Annotated in this window: 23 protein-coding genes; 10 read left to right on the top strand and 13 right to left on the bottom strand. The window is 65.5% G+C overall.

Going from position 1 to position 23098, the window contains the following annotated elements; genetic code table 11:
• Positions 1 to 22 precede the first annotated feature (22 nt).
• The 3 genes from DXK93_RS25730 to proC all read right to left on the bottom strand — a co-directional run bounded on the left by DXK93_RS25730 (position 23) and on the right by proC (position 2969).
• On the bottom strand, positions 23 to 1138 hold the full coding sequence (locus DXK93_RS25730; RefSeq protein ID WP_054454159.1) for a high-affinity branched-chain amino acid ABC transporter substrate-binding protein: 1116 nt from the start codon (positions 1136 to 1138) through the stop codon (positions 23 to 25).
• A 431-nt stretch (positions 1139 to 1569) separates the two neighbouring features.
• The gene (locus DXK93_RS25735) at positions 1570 to 2139 is read right to left on the bottom strand and encodes a queuosine precursor transporter (RefSeq protein WP_370127624.1); all 570 of its coding nucleotides are present in this window, start codon (positions 2137 to 2139) and stop codon (positions 1570 to 1572) included.
• The gene (proC, locus tag DXK93_RS25740; RefSeq protein WP_054454155.1) at positions 2136 to 2969 is read right to left on the bottom strand and encodes a pyrroline-5-carboxylate reductase; all 834 of its coding nucleotides are present in this window, start codon (positions 2967 to 2969) and stop codon (positions 2136 to 2138) included. Before proC ends, DXK93_RS25735 begins: the two co-directional genes overlap by 4 nt.
• A gap of 193 nt (positions 2970 to 3162) precedes the next feature.
• Between proC and ugpB the strand changes: the two genes are divergently transcribed.
• From ugpB to DXK93_RS25760, 4 genes are all read left to right on the top strand, one after another.
• Positions 3163 to 4476: a sn-glycerol-3-phosphate ABC transporter substrate-binding protein UgpB gene (gene ugpB, locus DXK93_RS25745; protein ID WP_054454152.1), complete on the top strand. Its 1314-nt coding sequence runs from the start codon at positions 3163 to 3165 to the stop codon at positions 4474 to 4476.
• 198 nt (positions 4477 to 4674) lie between these two features.
• On the top strand, positions 4675 to 5556 hold the full coding sequence (gene ugpA, locus DXK93_RS25750) for a sn-glycerol-3-phosphate ABC transporter permease UgpA (RefSeq protein ID WP_054454150.1): 882 nt from the start codon (positions 4675 to 4677) through the stop codon (positions 5554 to 5556).
• Between the two features lie 21 nt (positions 5557 to 5577).
• Positions 5578 to 6429 carry a sn-glycerol-3-phosphate ABC transporter permease UgpE gene (gene ugpE / locus DXK93_RS25755; protein ID WP_013393954.1) on the top strand — a complete coding sequence of 284 codons (852 nt, stop codon included), beginning with the start codon at positions 5578 to 5580 and terminating at the stop codon, positions 6427 to 6429.
• Positions 6430 to 6479: 50 nt separating this feature from the next.
• Positions 6480 to 7568: a sn-glycerol-3-phosphate import ATP-binding protein UgpC gene (locus tag DXK93_RS25760; RefSeq protein WP_054454148.1), complete on the top strand. Its 1089-nt coding sequence runs from the start codon at positions 6480 to 6482 to the stop codon at positions 7566 to 7568.
• 82 nt (positions 7569 to 7650) lie between these two features.
• On the opposite strand, the gene DXK93_RS25765 is transcribed toward DXK93_RS25760, so the two are convergent.
• The 5 genes from DXK93_RS25765 to DXK93_RS25785 form a co-directional block, all read right to left on the bottom strand.
• On the bottom strand, positions 7651 to 8538 hold the full coding sequence (locus DXK93_RS25765) for a MipA/OmpV family protein (protein WP_119451574.1): 888 nt from the start codon (positions 8536 to 8538) through the stop codon (positions 7651 to 7653).
• A 61-nt stretch (positions 8539 to 8599) separates the two neighbouring features.
• Positions 8600 to 9694: a serine hydrolase gene (locus DXK93_RS25770; protein ID WP_199728332.1), complete on the bottom strand. Its 1095-nt coding sequence runs from the start codon at positions 9692 to 9694 to the stop codon at positions 8600 to 8602.
• A gap of 149 nt (positions 9695 to 9843) precedes the next feature.
• On the bottom strand, positions 9844 to 11136 hold the full coding sequence (locus tag DXK93_RS25775) for an ATP-binding protein (RefSeq protein WP_119451575.1): 1293 nt from the start codon (positions 11134 to 11136) through the stop codon (positions 9844 to 9846).
• The gene (locus DXK93_RS25780) at positions 11129 to 11830 is read right to left on the bottom strand and encodes a response regulator (protein ID WP_082400978.1); all 702 of its coding nucleotides are present in this window, start codon (positions 11828 to 11830) and stop codon (positions 11129 to 11131) included. The genes DXK93_RS25775 and DXK93_RS25780 overlap by 8 nt, the downstream gene beginning before the upstream one ends.
• A 207-nt stretch (positions 11831 to 12037) precedes the next feature.
• Entirely contained in the window at positions 12038 to 13165 is a 1128-nt protein-coding gene (locus tag DXK93_RS25785; protein ID WP_054454141.1) for a branched-chain amino acid ABC transporter substrate-binding protein, read from the bottom strand.
• Positions 13166 to 13480: 315 nt separating this feature from the next.
• Between DXK93_RS25785 and DXK93_RS25790 the strand changes: the two genes are divergently transcribed.
• Positions 13481 to 14086, top strand: coding sequence for an alpha/beta hydrolase (locus DXK93_RS25790; RefSeq protein ID WP_054454834.1), 606 nt, complete (start codon positions 13481 to 13483; stop codon positions 14084 to 14086).
• Between the two features lie 65 nt (positions 14087 to 14151).
• Here DXK93_RS25790 and DXK93_RS25795 read toward each other — a convergent pair whose 3' ends face one another.
• From DXK93_RS25795 to DXK93_RS25810, 4 genes are all read right to left on the bottom strand, one after another.
• Entirely contained in the window at positions 14152 to 14652 is a 501-nt protein-coding gene (locus tag DXK93_RS25795; RefSeq protein WP_054454138.1) for a Dps family protein, read from the bottom strand.
• A gap of 151 nt (positions 14653 to 14803) precedes the next feature.
• Positions 14804 to 15754: a LysR substrate-binding domain-containing protein gene (locus tag DXK93_RS25800; RefSeq protein WP_054454135.1), complete on the bottom strand. Its 951-nt coding sequence runs from the start codon at positions 15752 to 15754 to the stop codon at positions 14804 to 14806.
• An 80-nt stretch (positions 15755 to 15834) separates the two neighbouring features.
• A complete protein-coding gene (gene recG / locus DXK93_RS25805) occupies positions 15835 to 17925 on the bottom strand; it encodes an ATP-dependent DNA helicase RecG (protein WP_119451576.1) in 2091 nt (696 codons plus the stop codon).
• A 39-nt stretch (positions 17926 to 17964) separates the two neighbouring features.
• Entirely contained in the window at positions 17965 to 18351 is a 387-nt protein-coding gene (locus tag DXK93_RS25810; RefSeq protein WP_013393965.1) for a Rid family detoxifying hydrolase, read from the bottom strand.
• Positions 18352 to 18555: 204 nt separating this feature from the next.
• Between DXK93_RS25810 and DXK93_RS25815 the strand changes: the two genes are divergently transcribed.
• Both DXK93_RS25815 and DXK93_RS25820 read left to right on the top strand, forming a co-directional pair.
• Positions 18556 to 18723, top strand: a complete 168-nt coding sequence (locus DXK93_RS25815; protein WP_119451577.1) for a YhfG family protein — start codon at positions 18556 to 18558, stop codon at positions 18721 to 18723.
• Positions 18724 to 18725: 2 nt separating this feature from the next.
• On the top strand, positions 18726 to 19322 hold the full coding sequence (locus DXK93_RS25820; protein WP_119451578.1) for a putative adenosine monophosphate-protein transferase Fic: 597 nt from the start codon (positions 18726 to 18728) through the stop codon (positions 19320 to 19322).
• Here the strand turns inward: DXK93_RS25820 and DXK93_RS25825 are convergent.
• Positions 19319 to 20233 carry a LysR family transcriptional regulator gene (locus DXK93_RS25825; protein WP_119451579.1) on the bottom strand — a complete coding sequence of 305 codons (915 nt, stop codon included), beginning with the start codon at positions 20231 to 20233 and terminating at the stop codon, positions 19319 to 19321. The genes DXK93_RS25820 and DXK93_RS25825 overlap by 4 nt on opposite strands.
• Before the next feature lie 99 nt (positions 20234 to 20332).
• Here DXK93_RS25825 and DXK93_RS25830 point away from each other — a divergent pair, with 99 nt between their 5' ends.
• Genes DXK93_RS25830 through DXK93_RS25840 form a run of 3 tightly spaced genes read left to right on the top strand, consistent with a single transcriptional unit; the run spans position 20333 to position 23068 of the window.
• Positions 20333 to 21691: an acyclic terpene utilization AtuA family protein gene (locus DXK93_RS25830; RefSeq protein WP_119451580.1), complete on the top strand. Its 1359-nt coding sequence runs from the start codon at positions 20333 to 20335 to the stop codon at positions 21689 to 21691.
• Positions 21688 to 22071 carry a hypothetical protein gene (locus DXK93_RS25835; protein ID WP_054454127.1) on the top strand — a complete coding sequence of 128 codons (384 nt, stop codon included), beginning with the start codon at positions 21688 to 21690 and terminating at the stop codon, positions 22069 to 22071. The genes DXK93_RS25830 and DXK93_RS25835 overlap by 4 nt, the downstream gene beginning before the upstream one ends.
• Before the next feature lie 34 nt (positions 22072 to 22105).
• On the top strand, positions 22106 to 23068 hold the full coding sequence (locus DXK93_RS25840) for a tripartite tricarboxylate transporter substrate binding protein (RefSeq protein WP_119451581.1): 963 nt from the start codon (positions 22106 to 22108) through the stop codon (positions 23066 to 23068).
• Positions 23069 to 23098 lie beyond the last annotated feature (30 nt).

Consider the following 23098-nt stretch of genomic DNA (forward strand, 5'->3'; position numbering starts at 1 on the left):
CGACGCCGGCGGGATCGCGAGTTTACAGCTGGGTCTTCTTGCCGTCCTTATCCCATTTGTAGACGGCGAACTCGAAGTTCTTCAGGTCGCCCTTGGCGTCGTACTCGACCGGGCCGATGCCGGTGGAGAACTTGGTCTTGTGCATGTAGTCAGCCACCTTGGCGGGGTCTTCGCCCACCGCGTTGATGCTGTCGGCCAGGATCTGCACGGCGGCGTACGCCGGCATCTGGAAGGCGCCGTCCGGATCGCGCTTGGCGTCCTTGAAGGCCTTCACGATGCTCTCGTTGCCGGGCAGCTTGGTGAAGTCGGCCGGCAGCGTGACCAGCAGGCCGTCGATGGCCGGGCCGGCGATCGCCACCAGATCCTGGTTGGCGGTGCCTTCCGGACCCATGAACTGGACCTTCAGGCCCTGTTCACGCGACTGGCGCAGCAACAGACCCAGTTCGGGGTGGTAGCCGCCGAAATAGACCAGATCCACGCCAGCCGACTTGAGCTTGGTGATGATGGCCGAGTAGTCGCTGTCGCCGACGTTGATGCCTTCGAACATGGCGACGTTCACGCCTTCCTTGCCCAGCGAATCGCGGACCTGGGTGGCCACGCCCGAACCGTAGGTCTGCTTGTCATGCAGCACGGCGACCTTCTTGGGCTTCAGGGTCTTGGCGATGTAGTTGGCGGCGTACGGGCCTTGCTGGTCGTCGCGGCCGATGGTGCGGAAGAAGAAATGCGGCTTGATCGTGTCGGTGACCAGCGGCGAGGTCGCCCCCGGGGTGATGCCGACGATGCCCTCTTCCTCGTAGACCTTCACGGCGGCCACGGTCACGCCCGAGCACGCATGGGCCACGGCGAACTTGGCGCCGGAATTGACCACGCGGTTGGCGGCCGGCACGGCCTGCTTGGGTTCGCAGCCGTCGTCGATGAGGATGGGTTCGAGCTTCTTGCCCTTGACGCCGCCCTTGGCGTTGATGGTCTCGATCGCGGTCAATGCGCCGGCCTGGATCTGGTCGCCGTATTGCGTATTGGGGCCGGTCATGGGCTGGGGAATGCCGATCTTGATCGTGTCGGCGGCGTGCGCGGCGCCAGCCAAGGCAAGTGCCCCAAGCGCCATGGCTACCGGGGTAAGGCGATTCAGAAACTTCATGCGGAGTTCTCCAGCGAGGTTTTGAGCGGCTCTGTCCGACGCGGTTTATCGGTTGGGTAATCCGTTAATCCTCGTCGCCCGTCGCCGGCTTCTTGGGCAAAAACACGGTGTGGCCGGTATTCTGAAAGCAAGCCGTCATACTGTCACTGCGTGTAATCCCCAATATTTAGGCGCGCGCCTTTAATCGTGACGGATAGCCGGGGCAAACCTCTGAAATCGTTGGAGAATCCGCAAGAAAATCGTATTTATCATCTGGCGCGCCACGCGAAATTGTGCTTCGAGATATATATCGCGGGCGATTAATACGCCGTTTAAAGACGCATTTAAATACAGTGCTTACGCAGGACTTACGAATAATAATTAACGTGCGTAGTTATTCACTGAATTCAAGCGCGGGGCGGCCCGAAAACCGCAGGCGCCCCGCCGCCTGGTCAGGCATTGGCCGGCTTGGCCAGATTCCACATCAGCGCGCGGAACGGCGCCAGCATGCTGATATTGACCGCGAGCTTGATCGCCAGGTCGCCCATCATCCATGTCATCCAGGGCGCGCCGGTCGCCGCGAATGCAACGCTGAAGAACACGGCCGTATCCAGGATGGCGCCGAGCACGCCCGACACCAGGGGCGCGCGCCACCAGCGCTGGTCGCGCAATCGGTCGAACACCTGAATGTCCACCAGTTGCGCGCAGATATAGGCCAGACCCGAAGCCAGCGCGATGCGCGGCGAGGCCACCCATACCGACACCACCAGGGCGGCGGCAAAGCCGAACCAGACCACCCTGCGCGCGGCCGCCGGGCCGAACCGGCGGTTCAGCACGTCCGTGACCAGGAAGGCGACCGGATAGGACAACCCGCCCCAGGTCAACCAATCGTTCAGCGGCACCTGCACCAGGATGTTCGAGCCGACCACCACCACCAGCATGCACAGCACGGCAATGGCGAACTGCGGCCGGCTCATGAGCGCAAAGCGCCGGGAGCCTGTGCCCCCGTCCGTGGCTGTCATTTGCCGAACTCCTCCGCCAGCTCGCGCGAGCGTCGGGCGGCGGCCGCCATGGCGTCTTCGACGATGGCGGCAAACCCGGCCGCGCCGAACGCATTGAGCGCCGCCGCCGTGGTGCCGCCCTTGGAGGTGACACGTTCACGCAGGGTGGCCAGCGGTTCAGAGGACTCGGCGGCAAGGCGCGTCGCCCCGGCCAGCGTGCCCAATGCCAGTTGCTTGGCCTGTTCTGCCGTCAGGCCGACCTTCTGGCCGCCCGCCACCAGCGCTTCCAGAAACAGGAATACATAAGCCGGGCCGCTGCCCGACAAGGCCGTCACGCCATCAAGCGCGGCGTCATCGGCGACCCACACCACTTCACCCACGCTGGACAGCAATCGCGCCGCCAGGTCGCGGTCGGCAGCGTCCACCCCGTCCAGCGCCGCCAGGCCGGTAATGCCGGCGCCCACCAGGGCCGGCGTGTTCGGCATGCAGCGCACCAGGCGCTTGAACGGCGCCTCGGGCGTACCGAGCCAGGCCGCCAGCGTATCGGCGCGGATACCGGCCGCCACGCTTACCACCAAAGTGTCTTCGCGCAACCATTGACGCGTGGAAGCCACAACGTCCTTCATGTTCTGTGGCTTGACAGCGAACACCCAGACGCGGCACCGCGCCAGGGCCTCGCCCGGAGCCGTCGCGGTGGTCATGCCGCGGGCCTGCCAGGCGGCATGCGAATCCTGGTTTATGTCAATGACATGTATGTTGCCGGCGGCGCATACTTTGCCGGCCAGGCCCGAGGCCAGGGCAGCGGCCATATTGCCGCCGCCGATGAACGCAATCGAAAGTTCGTTTTTCATAGGAGCCGATTGTAAACGGGAGTTCTCGTTGGGAAAAAAAAGAAAAATGTTCGTTCGCGCCTAAAACGCGCAATTTGACAGGCGTTTGGAGTGATGTGAAAGTCACGGTTTTGTCACAAACAATTCATAAGGTGTCGTGTTTTCTGCGCCCGGACAACCCGGTCGCGTCACGCCCAACTGGAGGAACCTCTCTATGCGATCCCACCGTATTGCCTTAACCTTTGCCGCCATCATGACGGCTTTTGCAGGCGCCTCCGCGCATGCCGCCACCGAGATCCAATTCTGGCACTCGATGGAAGGCGCGCTGGGCGATCGCGTGAACGGCCTGGTCGACGAATTCAACAAAAAGAACCCCGACTACCAAGTCAAGGCAGTCTACAAGGGCAACTACGGTGAATCCATGAACGCCGGCATCGCCGCGTTCCGCGCCGGCAACGCCCCGGACATCCTCCAGGTGTTCGAAGTCGGCACCGCCACCATGATGTACGCCAAGGGCGCCATCAAGCCGGTGCAGCAGATGTCGGAAGAAGTCGGCAACCCGATCGATCCGAAGGAATTCATCGGCGCCGTGGCCGGCTACTACTCGTCGGCCGACGGCAAGCTGGTGTCGATGCCCTTCAACAGCTCGACCGTGGTGTTCTACTACAACAAGGACGCCTTCAAGAAGGCCGGCCTGGACGCCGACAAGCCGCCCAAGACCTGGGAAGAGCTGGCCGCCGCCGGCCAGAAGCTGAAGGCCGCAGGTCAGGAATGCGGCTACACCACCTCCTGGCCGTCGTGGGTCCAGCTGGAAACGTTCTCGGCCTGGCATAACGTGCCGTACGCCACCAAGGACAACGGTTTCGGCGGCCTGGACGCCCGCATCGCCATCAACACCCCGCTGCACGTGCGCCACCTGGAAAACCTGGCCAAGCTGGGCAAGGAAGGCATCTTCATGTACGGCGGCCGCGGCGACGAGCCGAACTCGCTGTTCATCAGCGGCAAGTGCGCCATGATCACCGGTTCGTCCGGCCTGCGCGCCAACATCGCCAAGAACGCCAAGTTCGAATTCGGCACCTCGACCCTGCCCTACTACGCCGACGTGCAAGGCGCGCCGCAGAACACCATCATCGGCGGCGCTTCGCTGTGGGTCTTCGCCAACAAGAAGCCGGAAACCTACAAGGGCGTGACCGCGTTCTTCAAGTTCCTGGCCAGCCCGGAAATCGCCGCCCGCTGGCACCAGCAGACCGGCTACGTGCCCGTCACCAAGGCTGCCTACGAGCTGACCAAGAAGGACGGCTTCTACGACAAGAACCCGGGCACCGAAGTCGGCGTCAAGCAGCTGAACGTCGAAACCACCGCGCAATCGCGCGGCCTGCGCCTGGGCTTCCTGCCGCAGATCCGTGAAATCGAAGACGCCGAAATCGAACGCGTCGTTTCGGGCAAGGTCAGCGCCAAGGACGGCGCCGACAACATCGTCAAGCGCGGCAACGAGCTGCTGGAAAAGTTCGAGAAGAGTGTAAAGTAACGCCCTTCCGCGATACCGGCCCGGTCCTGTCAATCGGTATTTTCCATGCCGTGACAAGGACTTGGGCTGTTTTGCGCCAGGCAGTACAAGGCTTAAGGCCCTGCGGTTTTTAGGGCTTTAAGCCTCTCGTATTTTACGAAGGCGGTTTCAGGCGGCGGTTACTCCAACCGCCGCTTTTCTGTACCTTGGGTTCCCCCTATGGAAAAACGCGTTGTATTCGGGCACAAGACCTTGCCCTATCTGCTGCTCCTGCCGCAGATCATCATTACCGTGGTCTTCTTCTTCCTGCCGGCCGGCCAGGCCATGTGGCAATCGCTGCGGCTGGAAGATGCATTCGGACTGTCCTCCGAGTTCGTCGGACTGGACAACTTCATGGACCTGTTTTCGCAACAGGCCTACCTGGATTCCTTCCGCGTCACCGCCGTATTCTCGATCCTCGTGGCAGTGGTCGGTTTGGGCGTGTCCTTGCTGCTGGCCGTCATGGCAGATCGCGTCATCCGCGGCGCCGGCCTCTACAAGACGCTGCTGATCTGGCCCTACGCCGTGGCGCCCGCCGTGGTCGGCGTGCTGTGGCTGTTCCTGTTTTCGCCTTCCGTCGGCATCCTGGCCGTGGCCCTGCGCCATGCCGGCGTCGACTGGAACCCGCGCCTGGACGGCAACCAGGCCATGACCCTGGTGCTGATCGCCGCCGTGTGGAAGCAGGTGTCGTACAACTTCCTGTTCTTCCTGGCCGGCCTGCAATCGATTCCGCGCTCGCTCATCGAAGCCGCCGCGATCGACGGCGCAAGCCCGTCGCGCCGCTTCTGGAGCATCGTGTTCCCGTTGCTCTCGCCCACCACGTTCTTCCTGCTGGTGGTCAACATCATCTACGCCTTCTTCGACACCTTTGCCGTGGTGGACACGACCACGCAGGGCGGTCCGGGCACGTCGACCTCCATCCTGGTCTACAAGGTGTACAGCGACGGCTTCCGCGGCCTGGACCTCGGTTCGTCCGCGGCGCAGTCGGTGGTGCTGATGTTCATTGTGATTGCCTTGACGGTCGTGCAGTTCCGCTACGTCGACCGCAAAGTGCAGTATTGATTTTGTCCGAGGCTATAAACAATGGTTGAACGCCGTCCCTGGCTGGATATTCTGGCCCACGTCATTCTGCTCTGCGGCGTGGCGATGGTGGCATTTCCGCTCTACGTCACTTTCGTCGCGTCCACCCAGACCGCGCAGGAAGTGGCGTCCGCGCCGATGTCCCTCATCCCCGGCAAGCATTTCGTCGACAACTACATGCAGGCGCTGTTCGGCGGCTCGTCCGGCGGTTCGTCGGGCGCGCCCGTGGGCCGCATGATGTACGTCAGCCTGATCATGGCGCTGGCGATTTCCATCGGCAAGATCGCCATCTCGCTGCTGTCGGCTTTCGCGGTGGTGTATTTCCGCTTCCCCGGCCGCATGTTCTTCTTCTGGATGATCTTCGTCACCCTGATGTTGCCGGTCGAAGTCCGTATCGCGCCCACCTACAAGGTGGTGGCCGACCTCGGCCTGCTCAACAGCTACGCCGGGTTGACCTTGCCGCTGATCGCCTCGGCAACCGCCACCTTCCTGTTCCGCCAGTTCTTCCTGACGGTGCCGGACGAGCTGATCGAGGCCGCGCGCATCGACGGCGCGGGTCCGGTGCGCTTCTTCCGCGACGTGCTGCTGCCCTTGTCCAAGACCAGCATCGCCGCGCTGTTCGTAATCCAGTTCATCTACGGCTGGAACCAATACCTGTGGCCGCTGCTCGTGACCACGCAGGAAGACATGTACCCCGTCGTCATCGGCATCAAGCGGATGATCAGCGGCGGCGACAGCGTGACCGAATGGAACATCACCATGGCCACCGCCATGCTTGCGATGATCCCGCCCGCGCTGGTCGTCATCCTGATGCAGAAATGGTTCGTCAAGGGTCTGGTCGACACTGAAAAGTGACGGTCACCCGCCCTCGCCCACCCGAACACGACTCCGAACACGAATAACTCATGGCTACTCTCAGCTTTCGCAACGTCAAGAAAACCTATGCCGGCAATGTGCCGGTCATCCATGGCATCGACATGGACGTCAAGGACGGTGAATTCATCGTCATCGTCGGCCCCTCGGGCTGCGGCAAATCCACGCTGATGCGCATGGTCGCCGGCCTGGAAACCGTCACCGGCGGCGAAATCGTCATCGACGACAAGGTCGTAAACAACCTGGAACCCGCCGAGCGCGACATCGCGATGGTGTTCCAGAACTACGCGCTCTACCCGCACATGACCGTGTTCGAGAACATGGCCTACGGCTTGAAGATCCGCAAGTTCTCCAAGGACGAGATCAAGAAGCGCGTGGACGCGGCCGCGCAGATCCTGGAACTCGGTCACCTGCTGGACCGCCGCCCGCGCGCCCTGTCCGGCGGCCAGCGCCAGCGCGTGGCCATGGGCCGCGCCATCGTGCGCGAACCCAAGGTGTTCCTGTTCGACGAACCGCTGTCGAACCTGGACGCCAAGCTGCGCGTGGCGATGCGCCTGGAAATCATGAAGCTGCATCGCCGCCTGGGCACCACCAGCCTGTACGTGACCCACGACCAGGTCGAGGCCATGACGCTGGCCCACCGCATGATCGTCATGTACCAGGGCGTGCCCGAGCAGATCGGCACGCCGATGGAAGTGTTCGAAAAGCCCGCCTCGACCTTCGTCGCCGGCTTCATCGGTTCGCCGCCGATGAACCTGATGGAAGTCAACGTCGCGGGCGACGGCACGGTGCAGACGCTGGACGGCATCGCGCTGGACATCTCGCCGCTGCAGGTGCCCTCGCAAGTGCGCGGCCGCAAGATCATCATGGGCATGCGTCCCGAGCACATGCTGCTGAACACCCAGGGCGTGCCGGCCGAAGTCGAAATGGTCGAAACGCTGGGTTCCGAACAGCTGGTCCACAGCCGCTGCGGCAAGAACATGCTGGTCGTGCGTTGCACCACGCGCCAGCTGTCCGAGTCGTCGGCCAAGGTCGGCGACCGCGTCAGCCTGGGCCCGGACGGCCGCCATCCGCTGCACTGGTTCGAGGCCGACAGCGGCCGCCGCGTGCAAGGCCTGTAAAGCCATCGCTGGACGGAAGCGGCGGCTGCGCCCGCCCGCTTCCGTCTCACCCGCTCCCGGCCGGGAACGGGCTTCCCCCCGATCAATACGTGTACGTCATCATGGTGCCGATGGTGTACTGCGCGCGATCCCGCACGATGGGACTGTCCGCCGCGTCGCCGTACAGGCGCCGCGCTTCCGCCGACGTGGTCCACGACCAGGACTTGGAGAGCGGCACGGCCCAGGTCGCGCCCAGGCCCACGCTTTCCAGACCGCCCTTGGGCGTGTACTTGCGATAGCCGGACTTTGCCGACTGGTTGCCGCTGACGCCATACCAGGTGCGCATGTAATTGCCGTCGCCGAAAGTGCCGGACAGCGCCAGCGAAATCGCCCCGGCGCCACCCTCGTACACGGTGGTGCTGGCTCCCAGGTTGAACATGGTGTAAGCGCTGCCTACGTCGCGGTTGTCGCCCTTCTTGAATGCATGCGCCACCGTTGCCGACAGGGTCACTGGGCCTATCGTCGTTTCAGCGTCCATGCCGATCTGCGCGCGGCTTTCGATGTCGCCCATGCCGCGCAGCTTGTCCGATCCCTGGAACCCCTTCTTGTGGTCCTTGCGCGAAGCGCTGGGCGCAAGATAAAAGCGGAACGTGCTGTCCAGCGCCTGGGTTTCCCAGCCCAGGCCGTGGTCGGTGCTGAGGAAGAAGCCACCGGGGCTGCGCAGGCCCAGGCCGATGATCGGCACGGCGGAATACTCGTCGCTGCCGCTGTAGCGCGGCGCGTAGCCCGCGCCCAGCGTGCCGTAGAACAGCCATTCGTCGGCCGGCCCCTCCCCCGTCGCCACCGTCAACCCGCGCGAGCTGGCCCCGCGCTGGCCGTAGACGGAACTGTTCGCAGCGTCATCGGCCAGGGACAGTCCCGGGACTAAAGCCAGCAGGCAAGCAGCGCCGGCGCCGCGCGTAAACAGGGTGGAACGGATTTTTCGCTTCATAACAGCTTCCAAGAAACGAGGTTGAGGGGGGGTAAAACCGTGGAGCCGGGAACGGCCCCATCTATTGGGTGATTGCGCCCTGCTTGGCCTGGCGCATCAGCGCCATCGCCATCGTCGACACCGAGGCCACCAAGGACTCGCTGGTGTCGGAATTGCTCATGACCAGCACCGCCAGCTTGTCGCGCGGCGCCAGCACCAGACGCGAATGGAAGGCTTCAGTGGCGCCGCTATGCAGGCGCAATGGCGTGCCGGCGATATCGTCGCCACAGGGCGCAGCCAGCCAGGACAAGGCCAGGCGGCATTCCAGCGCCAACCCGCCTTCCACCGTTTCCATGTCGAGCACGGCGCGGGCCGAGTCGGCATTCAGCACGCGTCGGCCTTGGTAAAGACCGTCGGCAAAAAGCATGCTGGAGAAGCGCGCCATCTCCGAAGTGCTGAGCCAAAGGCCGTCGGCCGCTTCGTTGGGCTGAGGCGCTTCGGTCCAGGGCGCGCCGCGACGGTGGCCCGAGGCGCGCAGTTCGAGCATGCGCGGATCGGGATGGAACCCGGCGCGCGGCATGTTCAGCGGCTGCAGGATGGTGCGGCGCACGTAGGTGTCGAACGGTTCGCTCGCCACATGCGCAACCATGTCCCCCAGCAGGGCGTAGGCCATGTCAGCGCGCGCGCGTCCCATGGTGTCTTCCAACGATCCTGGGTGCACGGCCAGCAGATTGCGGGCGGTGAAGGGATGCGTGCCCAGCCATTGCATGGCGCCGCGGCGCGGCTGGATGTCCCAATCGGGCAGCGCCTGCGAGGCCGGCTGGTCCAGCGCCAGACGCCCGTCATCGGCGGCGCGCAGCACGCCCGCGGCCGTGACGATCTTGGTGATGGTCCCTACGCGGTACAGCGTGTCGCTGGTGGCGCTGCGGTGGCGCAGCGGGTCCGCGTAGCCGAAGCCCGTGCTCCACACCACGCGCTGGTCGTCGACGATTGCGATCGACAGGCCCGGCACGTCGGAAGCGTCCATGTCATAGGGGATGCGCTGGGCCAGGTAACCCACCACCGCCTTGTAGTCGCCCTGGGCGATCGGCGGCGGCGCGTCGGGAGGAACGCCCTGGCAACCGCCCGCGGCGACCAGCAACATACCTACGGCAACCAGGCGGCTGAGGGAAAACATGGCTTGCGGCAAGGCCTCTGAAGAGAACTGCCGTCATGCTATCCAGGCGCCTGCCCGCGATCTTTCCCGCTTTGTATGGAGTTTGTGAAGATTGCGGCGGCGGATTGTGAAGTTTGTTTACGTTGTGCCGCGCCGCACCCCGCCAGGCTTCAGGCGGTCTTCCAGGTAACCACGAAACGCGCGCCGCCCAAGGGGCTGTCGCTTGCCTGCACGGTCCCGTTGTGCCAGCGAGCCACCCGGCTCACGATGGCCAGGCCCAACCCCGCCCCACCCGTCCCGCGGTCGCGGCTTTCGTCCAGACGGATGAAAGGTTCGAAGATCCGCTCGCGGTCGGCAGGCGGGATGCCGGGGCCGTCGTCGTCCACGATCAGCACGTACTCGCGCGCGCCCGGGCTGATCAAGCTGACCTGGACCTGCCGGCCGGCGTGCCGGATGGCGTTCTGCAGCAGGTTGAGCAAGGCGCGCGTCATGTAGCGTTGGTGCAAGTGCACCTCGGGCACCTGGCACAGTGCCACTTCGCAGCGCACGCCCGACACGCCGGCCTCGAAGCCGGCATGCTGCACCACCGAATCCAGCCAGCCGCGCGCGTCCTGCGACTGCAGCGCCACGCCGTCGCCCTTGTGTTCCAGGCGCGCGTACATCAGCAATTCCGAGGCCATGGCGTCCAGTTCGGCCACGTCGCTCTTCATTTCCTCGACCAGGCGCTTGCGTGCGGCTGGGTCGTCCTCGCGGTCCATCATGTCCAGTTCGAACGACAGGCGCGCGATCGGCGTGCGCAGCTCGTGCGACACGGCATTGGTCAGGTCGCGCTGGTTGCCCACCAGCGCGCTGATGCGGTCTGACATCTGGTTGAAGGTGTCGCCCAGGTTGCGGATGCTGGAATGGCGCGACAGGCGCGCCCGGGCTTGCAGGTCGCCCTGGCCCATGCGCAGGGCGGCGGTCTTCAGGGCCTCCAGGTCGCGCCAGATGGGCAGCGCCCACACCAGCATGAAGGCGCACAGCAACAGGCCCAGGGCGGAATACACCGCGGCCATCAGCCAGGGGCCGATGTCCGGCTCGGGCGGCAGCTTGACCTCCAGCCATTGCCTGCCCGGACCGGGAATCGCCGCCACAAAGGTCTGCTGCTTGTCGCGCACGAAGAAACTGCCGGACTCCACCATGGCGCGCTCGTCCTCGGTGGCGCCGTAGCTTTCGGCGTCGACCACCTTGAGCGCCAGGCCGTAGTACGGCGCCAGCGCGTCGCGCACGTGCGCCTCGCGCTCGGATGGCGGCACGCGGCTCAGTTCCTGCACCAGGCTGTGGATCTGGCCCCGCACCGCTTCGCGCGCGTAGGCGTCGCTGACGGGTTCGAAGAAGTAGTTGGCGGATCGGTCCACGACTTCGTTGGAAATGACGAAGCCCACCGCCAGCACCACGAACAGCCGCAGGACAAACTTAAGCATCACCGCCCTCGTGCGCCTTGGGCGAGAACAGATAGCCCTTGCCCCACACGGTCTTGATGCGCGCCGGATCGCGCGGGTCGTCATCCAGCTTGCGCCGCAGCTTGCTGACGCAGACGTCGACGCTGCGGTCCAGTCCGTTGAATTCGATGCCGCGCACCGCATTGAGCAAGTCGTCGCGGGTCAGCACCTGGCCGGCCTGGCTGGCCAGCGCCCAGAGCATCTCGAACTCCATTGTGGTCAGGTCCACTTCGGAACCGGCATGCACCACGGCGCGCGTACGCCGGTCTATGACCAGCGGACCGAACTCCAGGCGCTCCGGCGGCTCGTCCAGCTGGCTGTGCCGGCGCAGCAGCGCCCGCACCCGCGCCAGCAGCACGCGCGGCTCCACGGGCTTGATGACGTAGTCGTCCGCGCCCGACTCCAGGCCCAGGATCTGGTCCAGGTCGTCCTCGCGGGCCGTCAGCATGAGGATGGGGGCTGATGAAAACGCGCGCAGATCACGGCAGACCTGCAGGCCGTCACGGCCGGGCAGCATCAGGTCCAGAATGGTAATGGCCGGGTCATGCCTGCGGAATGCCTCCACCGCGTGATCGCCGCGGTAGGCCTGGGCAACATGGAAACCGTGCTGCTCCAGGAACTGCGCGATCAGGCGCGATAGTTTCGGATCGTCTTCGACTAACAAGGCCTTGGTCATGGTGTCCAGACAGAAAAAGTGAGGTCGATGGCGCCGCATTCTACGCAAATGCGGCGGGCGCGCGTTCGACCGGAACGCGCCGAGCCGGTTCCCGGGCCGTCGGAAGAACAAAAAAACCGGGCCGGAAGACTGTCGCTTCCGGCCCGGTTTCCTGCGGAACCGCCAGGGGGGCCGCCGGTCTCGCGGGCCGGCGGCCCGCGCCTGGACTTACTTGTAGACGGTCTTGGAACCGTCCTTGTGCCAGGTGAACACGTCGAACTGGAAGTTCGTCAGGTCACCCTGCTTGTTCCAGGACACCTTGCCGATCGGCGTATCGAAGGAATTGGCGTGCAGGTACTTGGCGACCTTGGTCGGGTCGTCGCTGCCAGCGCCCTTGATGCCGTCCGCGATGACCTGGGTGGCCGTGTAGGCGGTCATCTGGAAGGCGCCGCTGGCGTTGCGCTTCTTGGCTTCGAAGGCCTTGACGATGTCGGCGTTGGCGGCGTTCTGGGTGAAGTCGGCCGGCAGCGTCAACAGCATGCCTTCGACGGCGTCGCCGGCGATGGCGTTGATGTCGGGGTTGCCCGTGCCTTCCGGGCCCATCCACTTGGCCTTCACGCCCTGTTCAGCCGCCTGGCGCAGCAGCAGGCCCATTTCAGGGTGGTAGCCGCCGTAATAGACAAAGTCCACGCCCTGGCTCTTCAGCTTGGTGATGACGGCCGAGTAGTCGCTGTCGCCGGCGTTGATGCCTTCGAACACGGCGACGGCCACGCCGCCCTTCTCCAGGTCGTTCTTGACCGCGGTGGCGATGCCCTGGCCGTAGGACTGCTTGTCATGCAGCACGGCGACCTTCTTGGGCTTGATCTTGTCCAGGATGAACTTGGCGGCGGCAGGACCTTGCTGGTCGTCGCGGCCGATGGTGCGGAAGATGAACTCGTAGTTCTTGCCGTCGGTCAGGGCCGGCGACGTGGCGGACGGCGTGACCATGACCACGCCTTCATTGTTGTAGACGTCGGCGGCGGCGATGGTGGCGCCCGAGCAGACGTGGCCGACGACGAAACCGATCTTGCTGTTGACCACGCGGTTGGCGGCGACCGGGCCTTGCTTGGGTTCGCAGCCGTCGTCGATCACGACGGTTTCCAGCTTCTTGCCGTTGATGCCGCCGGCGGCGTTGATGCGCTCGACTGCGGTATCGACCCCTTCACGGACCATATCGCCATACTGCGTGACCGCGCCGGTGGTGGGGCCGACGACGCCGATCTTGATGGTTTGCGCTTGCGCTCCCGAGGCAAACGCCAGACCGGCTGCGACGCCCAGCGCTGCAATGACCGGGGTCAGACGAAATACTGGCTTCATGTGTGGACTCCTCTAATGATTTGTAATCGTTAGTTTTTGCACCGGGTCGGACGCCGGATCATCTCCAGGCCAAGCATGCCTGCTGGACTGCCCTTTGCAGGGGTTTCGGCCCTGGTCACGCCCGGTTGCATTGCGATTGCACGGCAAGCATACACTGAAAAATTGCCCTTCTAAGACCAGTTTTCGACCACTTTGATACCCGTCCGATTATTGCGCTGCGGCATTGTTCGGGGTGCGCCCTTATGCCCGCTGGCGTATATGCAAAAGACGATTTATTCGTTTGCGTTACTAAGGCCGCGCGGCATCATGGCCGCCATGAGACTCCAACCGATCATCGTCCCCGGATGGAAAAACTCCGGACCGCAACACTGGCAATCGCGCTGGATGGCCCTGCTGCCGCATGCGCGCCGCGTCGAGCAACGCGACTGGGAACATCCGGCTCCCGGCGAATGGATCGCGGCGCTGGCGACCGAGGTGAACGAGGCCCGCAGCCCCGTGCTCCTGATCGCGCACAGCCTGGGTTGCCTGATCAGCGCCGCCCTGCCGGTGCCGCTGCGCGCCAAGGTCGCGGGCGCGCTGCTGGTGGCGCCTGCCGACGTGGAACGCGAAAATGCTCCCGCCTGTTTGAGAAGCTTCGGACCTGTGCCACGGCATTCCCTGCCCTTCCAAAGCGTGGTGGTGGCGAGCGACGACGATCCCTATTGCCAGCTGGAACGCGCCCGCGCGTTTGCGCGCGATTGGGGCAGCCGGCTGGTGGTCGTGCCGGGCGCTGGCCACATCAACGCCGAGAGCGGCCTGGACGACTGGCCGCAGGGCCTGAAGCTCCTGGGCGCGCTGCGCCGGCGCGCGGTGTGGCGGGTGACGCCGCCGCCCGAGCGGATCGCGCCCATACCGGCACGGCCGCTGTCGCATCAGGCCTGACTCATTTCCGATGCTGAAAAAAACGGAGCCGCGAGGCTCCGTTTTTCATGTGGCGTCGGCCGCTATCACTGCAGCAGGCTGCGCAGCATCCAGGCGTTCTTTTCGTGCACGTCCAGGCGCTGCGTCAGCAGGTCGGCCGTGGGCTGGTCGTTGGCGGCATCGGCCTTCTCGAAAGCGGCGCGCGCCGTCTTGGCGACGGATTCGTTGGCGGTCACCAGCAGACGCACCATTTCCAGGGCTTCCGGCACCGAGTCCGGCTCGGCGATCGAGGACAGCTTGCTGAATTCGCGGTAGGTGCCCGGCGCGTAGTGGCCCAGCGCGCGAATGCGCTCGGCGATGCTGTCCAGCGCGTTCCACTCTTCCGTGTACTGGGTCATGAACATCAGGTGCAGCGTGTTGAACATCGGCCCCGTGACGTTCCAGTGGAAATTGTGCGTCATCAGGTACAGCGTGTACGAGTCGGCCAGCAGCTTGGACAGTTCGCCGGCGACTGCGGCGCGGTCCTTGTCCGAGATACCGATGTTGATGCGCGGAACGCTGGAGGTCTTCTTGGGGGACTTGGCCATTGCTAGCTCCTAGGGATGAATGTGCGAAACAAGGATAACACTGCAAATACGGCGAAATGCCGCAATATCCGCCGCTTTTATCAATCAGTCCTGCGACCTTTTGACGCGGCGCAAACCGCGCGCGCGAAGCCGCCTGAAAGCGGCCCGGGAATCAATCCTGCACTGCCGCGACCTCGTCGGTCAGCATCTTCACGCCGGGCAGCTCGCAGGCATAGACCGCTTGCGCCAGCGCCTCGATGGCGGCCAGCCGCGGGAAACTGCGGCGCCAGGCCAACACCACGCGGCGCTCCGGCACGTGGCCATCAAATGGCAGATAGCGCAGCAGGCTGTTGGAAGGCGGCTGCTCCGGCACCGCGGTCACGGGCAGCACGGTCACGCCGATGCCGGCCGCGACCATGTGGCGGATGGTCTCGAGCGAGGAGCCTTCGAAGGTGCGCTGGATGCCGTCGCTGGCCGCCGAAAAGCGCGACAGCTCGGGACAGACTTCGAGCACCTGGTCGCGGAAGCAGTGGCCGCTGCCCAGCAGCAGCATGGTCTGCTGCTTCAGGTCCTGCGCGTCGATCGCCTGGCGCCGGGCGAGCTCGTGGTCATTGGGCACGGCCACCACAAAGGGCTCGTCGTACAAGGGTTGCATGACCAGGCCGGCCTCCGGCAGCGGCAAAGCCATGATGGCGCAATCGATCTCGCCCTGGCGCAGCAGCTCGACCAGGCGCACCGTGAAATTCTCCTGCAGCAGCAGCGGCATCTGCGGGGTGCGGCGGATCTGCTCCGGCACCAGCCGCGGCAACAGGTACGGACCTATGGTGTGGATGACGCCGACGCGCAAGGGGCCGGCCAACGGGTCGTGCCCCTGGCGCGCGATCTCCTTGATGCTGGCGCTTTCTTCCAGCACCTTCTGCGCCTGCGCCACGATGCGCTGGCCGATGGGGGTGACGCCGACCTCGGCGCCGCCACGCTCGAACAGCGTCACGCCCAATTCGTCCTCGAGCTTGCGTATCGCTACCGAGAGCGTGGGCTGGCTGACGAAACAGGCCTCGGCCGCCCGGCCGAAATGCCGTTCGCGCGCAACGGCGACGATGTACTTGAGTTCGGTGAGAGTCATGGTGGACTACGCCCCCGGGGGTTATGCCCCAGCCTTGCGGCTGGCGCTTGCTAGATTAAGGTTGGCGGCTGGCTGCATGGTCAGGTGCGCAGGAAATCCTCGCGCCCGCGCATCCAGCGCGCCAGGTGCGCCTCGACCGCGGCCGGATGTTCGGCGCGCAGCCAGACCGCGGCATCGCGCGCGTCTTCGGCAATGGCCGCGTCCGTTTCCAGGTCGGCGAAGCGCAGCAGCGCCATGCCGGACTGGCGCGTACCCAGGAACTCTCCCGGACCGCGCTGTTCCAGGTCACGGCGGGCGATTTCAAAACCGTCCGAGGTCTCGAACATGGCCCGCAGGCGTTCGCGCGCCACTTGCGACAGCGGCGTCTGATAGAGCAGCACGCAGACCGATTCGGCGGTGCCGCGCCCTACCCGGCCGCGCAGCTGATGCAGTTGCGCCAGTCCGAAACGCTCGGCGTGTTCGATCACCATGAGCGAGGCGTTCGGCACGTCCACGCCCACTTCGATCACAGTGGTGGCGACCAGCAGGTCGACTTCGCCATCGCGGAAGGCCTGCATCACGGCGGCCTTTTCGGCTTGCGGCAGCCGGCCGTGCACCAGCCCGATGCGCAGGTCCGGCAGGTCGACCCGCATGCCTTCGTAGGTGTCCACGGCGGTCTGGAGTTCCAGGGCCTCGCTTTCCTCGACCAGCGGACAGACCCAGTAGGCCTGCTGCCCGCCGCGCGCGGCCTGGGCAATGTGGGCGATGACTTCCTCGCGCCTTGCGTCCGACACCAGCTTGGTCAGCACGGGACTGCGCCCCGGCGGCAGCTCGTCGATGACGGACACGTCCAGATCGGCGAAGAAGGTCATGGCCAGCGTGCGCGGGATCGGCGTCGCGCTCATGTTGAGCTGGTGCGGCACATTGCGCCCGCGCACGGTTTCGCCCTTGCGCGTCAGCGCCAGGCGCTGTCCGACGCCGAAGCGGTGCTGCTCGTCCACGATGGACAAGCCCAGGCGATGGAATTCGACGTGATCCTGGATCAGCGCCTGCGTGCCCACGACCAACTGCACGCTGCCGTCAGCGGCGGCGGCCGCCGCTTCACGGCGCGCCTTGGCGGGCAGGCTGCCGCTCAGCCAGGCCACATTCACGCCCAATGGCTGCAGCCACGACACCAGTTTGCGGAAGTGTTGCTCGGCCAGAATTTCGGTGGGCGCCATCAGCGCCACCTGCGCGCCGCTGGCGATGGCCTGGGCGGCGGCGATGGCCGCCACGACCGTCTTGCCGCTGCCCACATCGCCCTGCAACAAGCGATGCATGGGATACGGCTTGGCCAGATCGGCGGAGATTTCCTGAACCACGCGCTCCTGCGCGCCAGTCAGTTTGAACGGCAAGGTTTCGTACAGCCTGGCGACCAGGCCGCCGGCCTCGTTGCGCACGGGCAGCGACTCGGCTTCCTTTATGCGGCGCGCGGCCCGCGCGGCCGCCAGCGACAATTGCTGCGCGAGCAGCTCATCGAACTTGATGCGCCGCCAGGCGGGATGCACGCGGTCCAGCAAGGCCTGCTCGGACTCGCCCTGCGCAGGCGTATGCAGCGCGCGGATGGCTGGCTCGAACGGCGGCAGGTCATAGCGCGCCCGCGCCTCGTCGGGCAAGGTGTCGGACAGGTCGGCGCGGTCCAGCGCCTGCGCGATGGCGCGGCGCAACGTCAGTTGCGGCAGCCCTTCGGTGCTGGGATAGACCGGCGTGAGCGCCGTGGGCAGCGGCGCATCGGCATTGGTCATGCGCGGATGCACCATCTCGCGCCCGAACAGGCCCCCGCGGACCTCGCCGCGCGCACGCAGGCGCTTGCCCACGGTGACTTGCTTCTGCTGGCTGGGGTAGAAGTTCAGCCAGCGCAATTGCAGTTCGCCGCTGTCGTCCGCCAGCGTAGCGGTCAGCTGGCGCCGGGGCCGGTAGAGGACCTCGGATTTGGTGATCTCGCCCTCGACCTGCCCGGCAAAACCGGGCCGCAGGGCGCTGATCGGCATGATGCGGGTTTCGTCCTCGTAGCGCAGCGGCAGGTGCAGCACGAAGTCCTCGGGCAGCACCAGACCCAGGTTACGGAGCTTGCGCTCCGTATCCGTCATTGCACGGCCGGCGCCTTTGTTGTCGGCGCCGGATCGCTTGGAAGCCGCGGCTGCGGCCGGCATGAAGAAACGAACCCCTGGATCGAAAAGTCCGGACGGGCCTTACAGGACCAGGATGGCTTCGACTTCGAACTGCGCGCCCTTGGGCAGGCTGGCCACGCCGATGGTCGAGCGCGCCGGGAACGGCTGGGGAATGATCTCGGCCATGATGGCGTTGGCGGCCGTGAACTTGCCCAGGTCGGTCAGGAACAGTGTCAGCTTGACCACATTGTCCAACGTGCCGCCGGCAGCCTTGATGACTTCCTGCATGTTGGCGAAAGCCTGACGCACCTGCGCATCGAAGTTCTCGGAGACCAGATCGCCAGTGCCCGGCTCCAGGCCGATCTGGCCCGAGAGGTAGACAGTCTTGGTGCCGCTTACGGCAACCGCTTGCGAGTAAGGGCCTACCGCGGCGGGCGCGGTGTCGGTATGGATGATTTGCTTGCTCATGGGCGGAATCCTTCGAAAGTCGGATAGAAACTACAACTATCGAAGTTTATCCAGCAATAGACATTTGCGAAAGTGGCTGAATGCCCTAGGGTGGCTGCACGACGGAACCAGAAGTACTTGCCGCAGGGCCGGACAAGCCAAGCCCAGTGCAGCTTCGTTATAATCATCAAGCTATCCCGCAGCATTTCAAACGAGGCGTTTCCCTTGAAGAACACCAGCCTGCAAGCCAAGTTGGATTACTGGGCAAAGGTGCGCCGCTCCAACTACGCGGCCAGCATGCGCCTGGAAGGCTACCCGGCCACGCCCGCCGACGCCAAGCGCGAACTGCCCTCGCGCGAAACGGTGTTGCGCGCCTATCGCAAGCCCGCCTGACATTGGACAAGTACGGCACCGGACAGGATCCGTACTGCTACCCCGGCAGCTTCACGCTGCGCAACCGGCTGGACATCCGGGACGATGCGCTGCTCGCGCAGGCTGAGCAAGATCTTTCCGAGATCGCCGCCAGCCAGATCGATTTTTCCCTGCCTCCCTACGACCTCGCGTACCTGAAGCGACTCCATCGCACGCTCTTTCAGGATCTCTACGACTGGGCGGGCGAGTTGCGCACCATCGATATCTCAAAAGGCGGCACGCGCTTCTGCAATACAAGCAGGATCGAACCCGAGGCCGACAAGATTTTCGCGGCCCTGGCGCGGGCCAACTGGTTCAAGGAGCTGCCGCGCTCCGCGCTGATCGCCGAGGCAGCCGTCGCCTACGGCGACTTGAACATGATCCACCCCTTCCGTGAAGGCAACGGGCGCGCTCAACGTCTCCTGTTCGAACACCTCATCATCAATGCCGGCTACGAGATCAGTTGGTGGTCAGTGGAGCAACGGGAATGGGTCGACGCCAACGTCGCCGCCGTGATCTGCGACTACGCGCCGCTGGAAGCGGTGTTCCAACGCTGCGTCGGCCAGCCGATAGCCGGCTAATCCAAACCAGGCAATCCCGGGCTATCGATATCCCCCCGATGCTCCCGCAACAGGTCGTACAGGGCCTGCGCTGCGACCGATAGCGTGCGGCCCTTGCGCCGCACCAGGTAGAGCGGACGGGTCAGGGCCTTGCCGGCCAGCGGCATGATGCGCAGGTCGGCGCCGCCGAAATGGAACAGCGTCATCGCCGGCACCACCGAGATGCCCAGCCCCGCGCGCACCAACCCCGTTGCCGTGGCCAGGTGCTCGACCTCGAACACCGGCGCCGGTGCGTCGGCCCCCAAGGCCGCGTCCAGATGCTTGCGCACGCTGCTGCCGCGCGCAAGCTGGATCATGGGATAGCGCAGGATGTCGCGCAGCCGGGCGCGGCCCGCGCCTGCCAGCGGATGATCGGCGCGACAGACCAGAAAATAACGGTCCGCATGCAGGAACTCGCTTTCCAGGTCGTTCATGTCCGGCCGTCGCGAGGCCACCGCAAAATCCACCTGCCCTGCCTGCACCAGGTCCAGGCAGGGATCCAGCAGGGCATCGCGCAGGTCCACCGTGATGCCTGGATAGGACTCGCGAAAACGCGCCAGCAGCCCCGGCAGCCAGCCGGCGGCAAGCGAGGGCAAAGCCGCGAGCGCCACCCGTCCGCGACGCCTGGCGGCGTGGTCGCGCAGATCCTCCATGACCAGGTCCATGTCGGCCAGCAGCCTGCGCGCCGTCGCGTCCAGCACTTGCCCCTCGACCGTCAGCTCCACATGGCGCGTGTTGCGGTCGAACAGGCGCATGCCCGCGCTGTCCTCCAGTTGGCGGATCAGGGCGCTGAAGGCCGGCTGCGTCAGGTGGCAGCGTTGGGCCGCCCGGGTGAAGTGTTTTTCGTCGGCCAGGGCCACGAACGCGCGCAATTGCCGGGCAGACAGATTCATGGCTTTTCTCTATGAATTGATCCGATCTTTCTATTTTACTGATGAGCCGAGCGTGCCTATAGTGGGCCTCAGACACCTAGACCCCTGCCCTGATTCCGTATGTCCCTAGCCCCCCTCCACATAGGCTGCGCCTCCGGGTTCTCCGGCGACCGCAGCGACGGCGCCGCCGCCGTCGTGCGCACGCTGATCGCCCGCGGCGGCGGCGTGCTGATTTACGAAACGCTGGCCGAGCGCACGCTGGCGCTGGCCCAGTTGGCCCGCAACGAAGACCCGGAGCGCGGCTACGAGCCCTTGCTGGACGAACTGGTCGGCCCGGTGCTGGCCGACTGTCTGCACCACGGGATCCGCATCGTCGGCAACTTCGGCGCGGCCAACCCTGCCGCCGCGGCCCGGCGCGTTGCCGCGCTGGCCCGGCAGCAAGGCCTGCCCGCGCCGCGCATCGCAGTGGTATATGGCGACGCGCTTTCCAGCGATGCGCAACGCGAACTGCTGCGCCAGCGCCTTGGCGGCGCGCTGGATGGGCGCGACGTGGTCAGTGCCACCGCCTACCTCGGCGCCGCCGAGATCGCAGAGGCGCTGCGGGCCGGCGCGCAGATAGTGGTCGCGGGCCGCGTGTCGGACCCGTCGCTCACGCTGGGCCCGGCGCTGGCCCATTTCGGCTGGGCCATGGACGATTGGCAGCGGCTGGGCCGTGCCACCATGGCCGGCCATATGCTGGAGTGCGGTCTGCAGGTCACCGGCGGCTACTTCTGCGTGCCCGGCTTGAAGGATGTGCCAGACGTGCACGCCGCCGGCTTTCCCATCGCCGAGATCGATGCGGATGGCGAATTCGTGATCGGCAAGGCCGACGGTACCGGCGGCATGGTCGATGCGCGCACAGTCAAGGAACAGCTGCTGTACGAAGTGCACGATCCCGCGCGCTACCTGACGCCGGACGTCGTCGCCGACCTGAGCCGTGCCGAGGTGGCCGAACTGGGCGGCGATCGGGTGGCGGTGCGCGGCATCACCGGCCACGCGCGTCCCGCCGAACTCAAGGTCAACGTCTGCTACCGCGGCGGCTGGCTGGCCGAAGCCGAGATCTCCTATGCCGGGGTGCAGGCCGAAGCACGCGCCCGTCTGGCCGCCGATATCGTGCGCAAGCGTCTGGACCCGGCTCTGCGCCTGCGCGCCGACCTCATCGGCGCCATCAGCATCCTGGGCGATGACGCCGGCAACATGCTGTCCGCCCTGCCCGACGGCCATGCGCGCGACGTGCGCCTGCGCGTCGCGGCCGAACACATGGACCGCAAGCTTGCCGAAAGCGTGCTGCGCGAAGTGACTGCCCTGTATACCTGCGGCCCGGCCGGCGGCGGCGGCGTGCGCACCGCGTTGCGCCCGCGCCTGAACATGCTGTCCTGCACCCTGCCGCGCGACGCCGTGCCCAGCGGTTGGACCTTCCTGGAGGAAGCCCCGCAATGAATCCGCCGCTGATCTCGGTCCCCCTGTACCGCCTGGCGCACAGCCGTTCCGGCGACAAGGGCGACATCTCCAACCTGAGCCTGATCGCCTGGGATCCGGAATGCTACGACGTGCTGGATGCACAGGTCACCGAAGCCCGCGTCGCCGACTGGTTCGCGTACCGCCGCCCCAGCCGCGTCACCCGCTACGCGCTGCCCACGCTGCATGCGATGAACTTTGTGCTTGAAGGCGTGCTGGACGGCGGCGTCAACGATGCCCTCAACCTGGACACGCACGGCAAGAGCCTCTCTTTCAGATTGCTGGACATGACGGTCGAGGTCAGCCCCGCGCTGGCCAGCCGCCTGCCCGACATACCCGGCGACCGTCCCGCGGACGCCTGATTTCGATTCCTATAAAAATCCACAGGAGACACACATGCGCATTGCTTCCAAAGGCCGGCTGGCCTTGCTGCTGGCCGCCGCCCTGCCCTTGAGCGCCATGGCCCAGTTCCCCGCCAAGCCCATCACCTTCATCGTGCCGTTCGCGGCCGGCAGCGCCACCGACCAGATCGGCCGCGCCATCGGCCAGGGCGTCACCGAACAGACCGGCCAGGCCGTGGTGATCGAAAACAAGCCCGGCGCCAGCGCGATGATAGGCGCCGCGGCCGGCGCCCGCGCGGCCCCCGACGGCTACACCGTGCTGATCACCACAAACACCACGCATGCCGCCAACGAGCACCTCTACAAGACGCTGACCTACGATCCGGTCAAGGACTACGCGCCGCTGACCCTGCTGGGCAAAGGCGGCCAGATCATGGTGGTCAATCCCAATTCGCCGGCCAAGACGGTTGGCGACTTCCTGGCCCAGGCCAGGCAAGCGCCCGGCAAGCTGAGCTTCGGCAGCGGCAGCTCCAGCAGCCGCATCGCCGGCGAACTGCTGCAACAGATGGCGGGCGTGCAACTGCTGCACGTCCCATATAAGAGCAATCCGCTGGCGGTCACGGACCTGCTGGGCGGCCAGATCGACATGATGATCACCGACACCGCCACCGGCCTGCCGCAAGTCAAGTCGGGCAAGCTGCGCGCGTTGGGCGTGACCGGCCAGGCGCGCTCGCCGCTGGCGCCGGACGTACCCACCATCGCCGAGGCTGGCGTGCCAGGCTATGAAATGGGCTACTGGTTTGCCGCGTATGCGCCCGCCGGCACGCCGCCTGATGTGGTCAAGCGCTTGAACGAATTGCTGGTCAAGGCCACTTCAAGCGCGCCTGCCAAGCAGTTCTATGCGCAAACGGGCACGGACGCGGCAAGCTCCACGCCGGCAGAACTGGCGCAGTTCCAGCAAGCCGAGTCGAAGAAGTGGGGCGAGATCATCAAAAAGGCCGGCATCCAGCCCGAGTAGACCGCCCCCGGGGCGGTGGCGCGCCGCCCG

It is taken from the genome of Achromobacter sp. K91 (assembly GCF_003576205.1).
In the GTDB taxonomy this organism is placed as follows: Bacteria; Pseudomonadota; Gammaproteobacteria; order Burkholderiales; family Burkholderiaceae_B; genus Achromobacter; species Achromobacter aegrifaciens.

What these genes read in the sequence shown, in the direction of transcription:
- DXK93_RS25835 (WP_054454127.1), top strand. Translation starts at nt 21,688, where the DNA reads ATGAATCCGCCGCTGATCTCGGTCCCCCTGTACCGCCTGGCGCACAGC.
- ugpB (WP_054454152.1), top strand. Translation starts at nt 3,163, where the DNA reads ATGCGATCCCACCGTATTGCCTTAACCTTTGCCGCCATCATGACGGCT.
- DXK93_RS25785 (WP_054454141.1), bottom strand. Translation starts at nt 13,165, where the DNA reads ATGAAGCCAGTATTTCGTCTGACCCCGGTCATTGCAGCGCTGGGCGTC.
- recG (WP_119451576.1), bottom strand. Translation starts at nt 17,925, where the DNA reads ATGCCGGCCGCAGCCGCGGCTTCCAAGCGATCCGGCGCCGACAACAAA.
- DXK93_RS25840 (WP_119451581.1), top strand. Translation starts at nt 22,106, where the DNA reads ATGCGCATTGCTTCCAAAGGCCGGCTGGCCTTGCTGCTGGCCGCCGCC.
- DXK93_RS25770 (WP_199728332.1), bottom strand. Translation starts at nt 9,694, where the DNA reads ATGTTTTCCCTCAGCCGCCTGGTTGCCGTAGGTATGTTGCTGGTCGCC.
- ugpA (WP_054454150.1), top strand. Translation starts at nt 4,675, where the DNA reads ATGGAAAAACGCGTTGTATTCGGGCACAAGACCTTGCCCTATCTGCTG.
- DXK93_RS25730 (WP_054454159.1), bottom strand. Translation starts at nt 1,138, where the DNA reads ATGAAGTTTCTGAATCGCCTTACCCCGGTAGCCATGGCGCTTGGGGCA.
- DXK93_RS25830 (WP_119451580.1), top strand. Translation starts at nt 20,333, where the DNA reads ATGTCCCTAGCCCCCCTCCACATAGGCTGCGCCTCCGGGTTCTCCGGC.
- proC (WP_054454155.1), bottom strand. Translation starts at nt 2,969, where the DNA reads ATGAAAAACGAACTTTCGATTGCGTTCATCGGCGGCGGCAATATGGCC.
- DXK93_RS25780 (WP_082400978.1), bottom strand. Translation starts at nt 11,830, where the DNA reads ATGACCAAGGCCTTGTTAGTCGAAGACGATCCGAAACTATCGCGCCTG.
- DXK93_RS25735 (WP_370127624.1), bottom strand. Translation starts at nt 2,139, where the DNA reads ATGACAGCCACGGACGGGGGCACAGGCTCCCGGCGCTTTGCGCTCATG.
- DXK93_RS25760 (WP_054454148.1), top strand. Translation starts at nt 6,480, where the DNA reads ATGGCTACTCTCAGCTTTCGCAACGTCAAGAAAACCTATGCCGGCAAT.
- DXK93_RS25825 (WP_119451579.1), bottom strand. Translation starts at nt 20,233, where the DNA reads ATGAATCTGTCTGCCCGGCAATTGCGCGCGTTCGTGGCCCTGGCCGAC.
- DXK93_RS25795 (WP_054454138.1), bottom strand. Translation starts at nt 14,652, where the DNA reads ATGGCCAAGTCCCCCAAGAAGACCTCCAGCGTTCCGCGCATCAACATC.
- DXK93_RS25790 (WP_054454834.1), top strand. Translation starts at nt 13,481, where the DNA reads ATGAGACTCCAACCGATCATCGTCCCCGGATGGAAAAACTCCGGACCG.
- DXK93_RS25800 (WP_054454135.1), bottom strand. Translation starts at nt 15,754, where the DNA reads ATGACTCTCACCGAACTCAAGTACATCGTCGCCGTTGCGCGCGAACGG.
- ugpE (WP_013393954.1), top strand. Translation starts at nt 5,578, where the DNA reads ATGGTTGAACGCCGTCCCTGGCTGGATATTCTGGCCCACGTCATTCTG.
- DXK93_RS25765 (WP_119451574.1), bottom strand. Translation starts at nt 8,538, where the DNA reads ATGAAGCGAAAAATCCGTTCCACCCTGTTTACGCGCGGCGCCGGCGCT.
- DXK93_RS25810 (WP_013393965.1), bottom strand. Translation starts at nt 18,351, where the DNA reads ATGAGCAAGCAAATCATCCATACCGACACCGCGCCCGCCGCGGTAGGC.
- DXK93_RS25775 (WP_119451575.1), bottom strand. Translation starts at nt 11,136, where the DNA reads ATGCTTAAGTTTGTCCTGCGGCTGTTCGTGGTGCTGGCGGTGGGCTTC.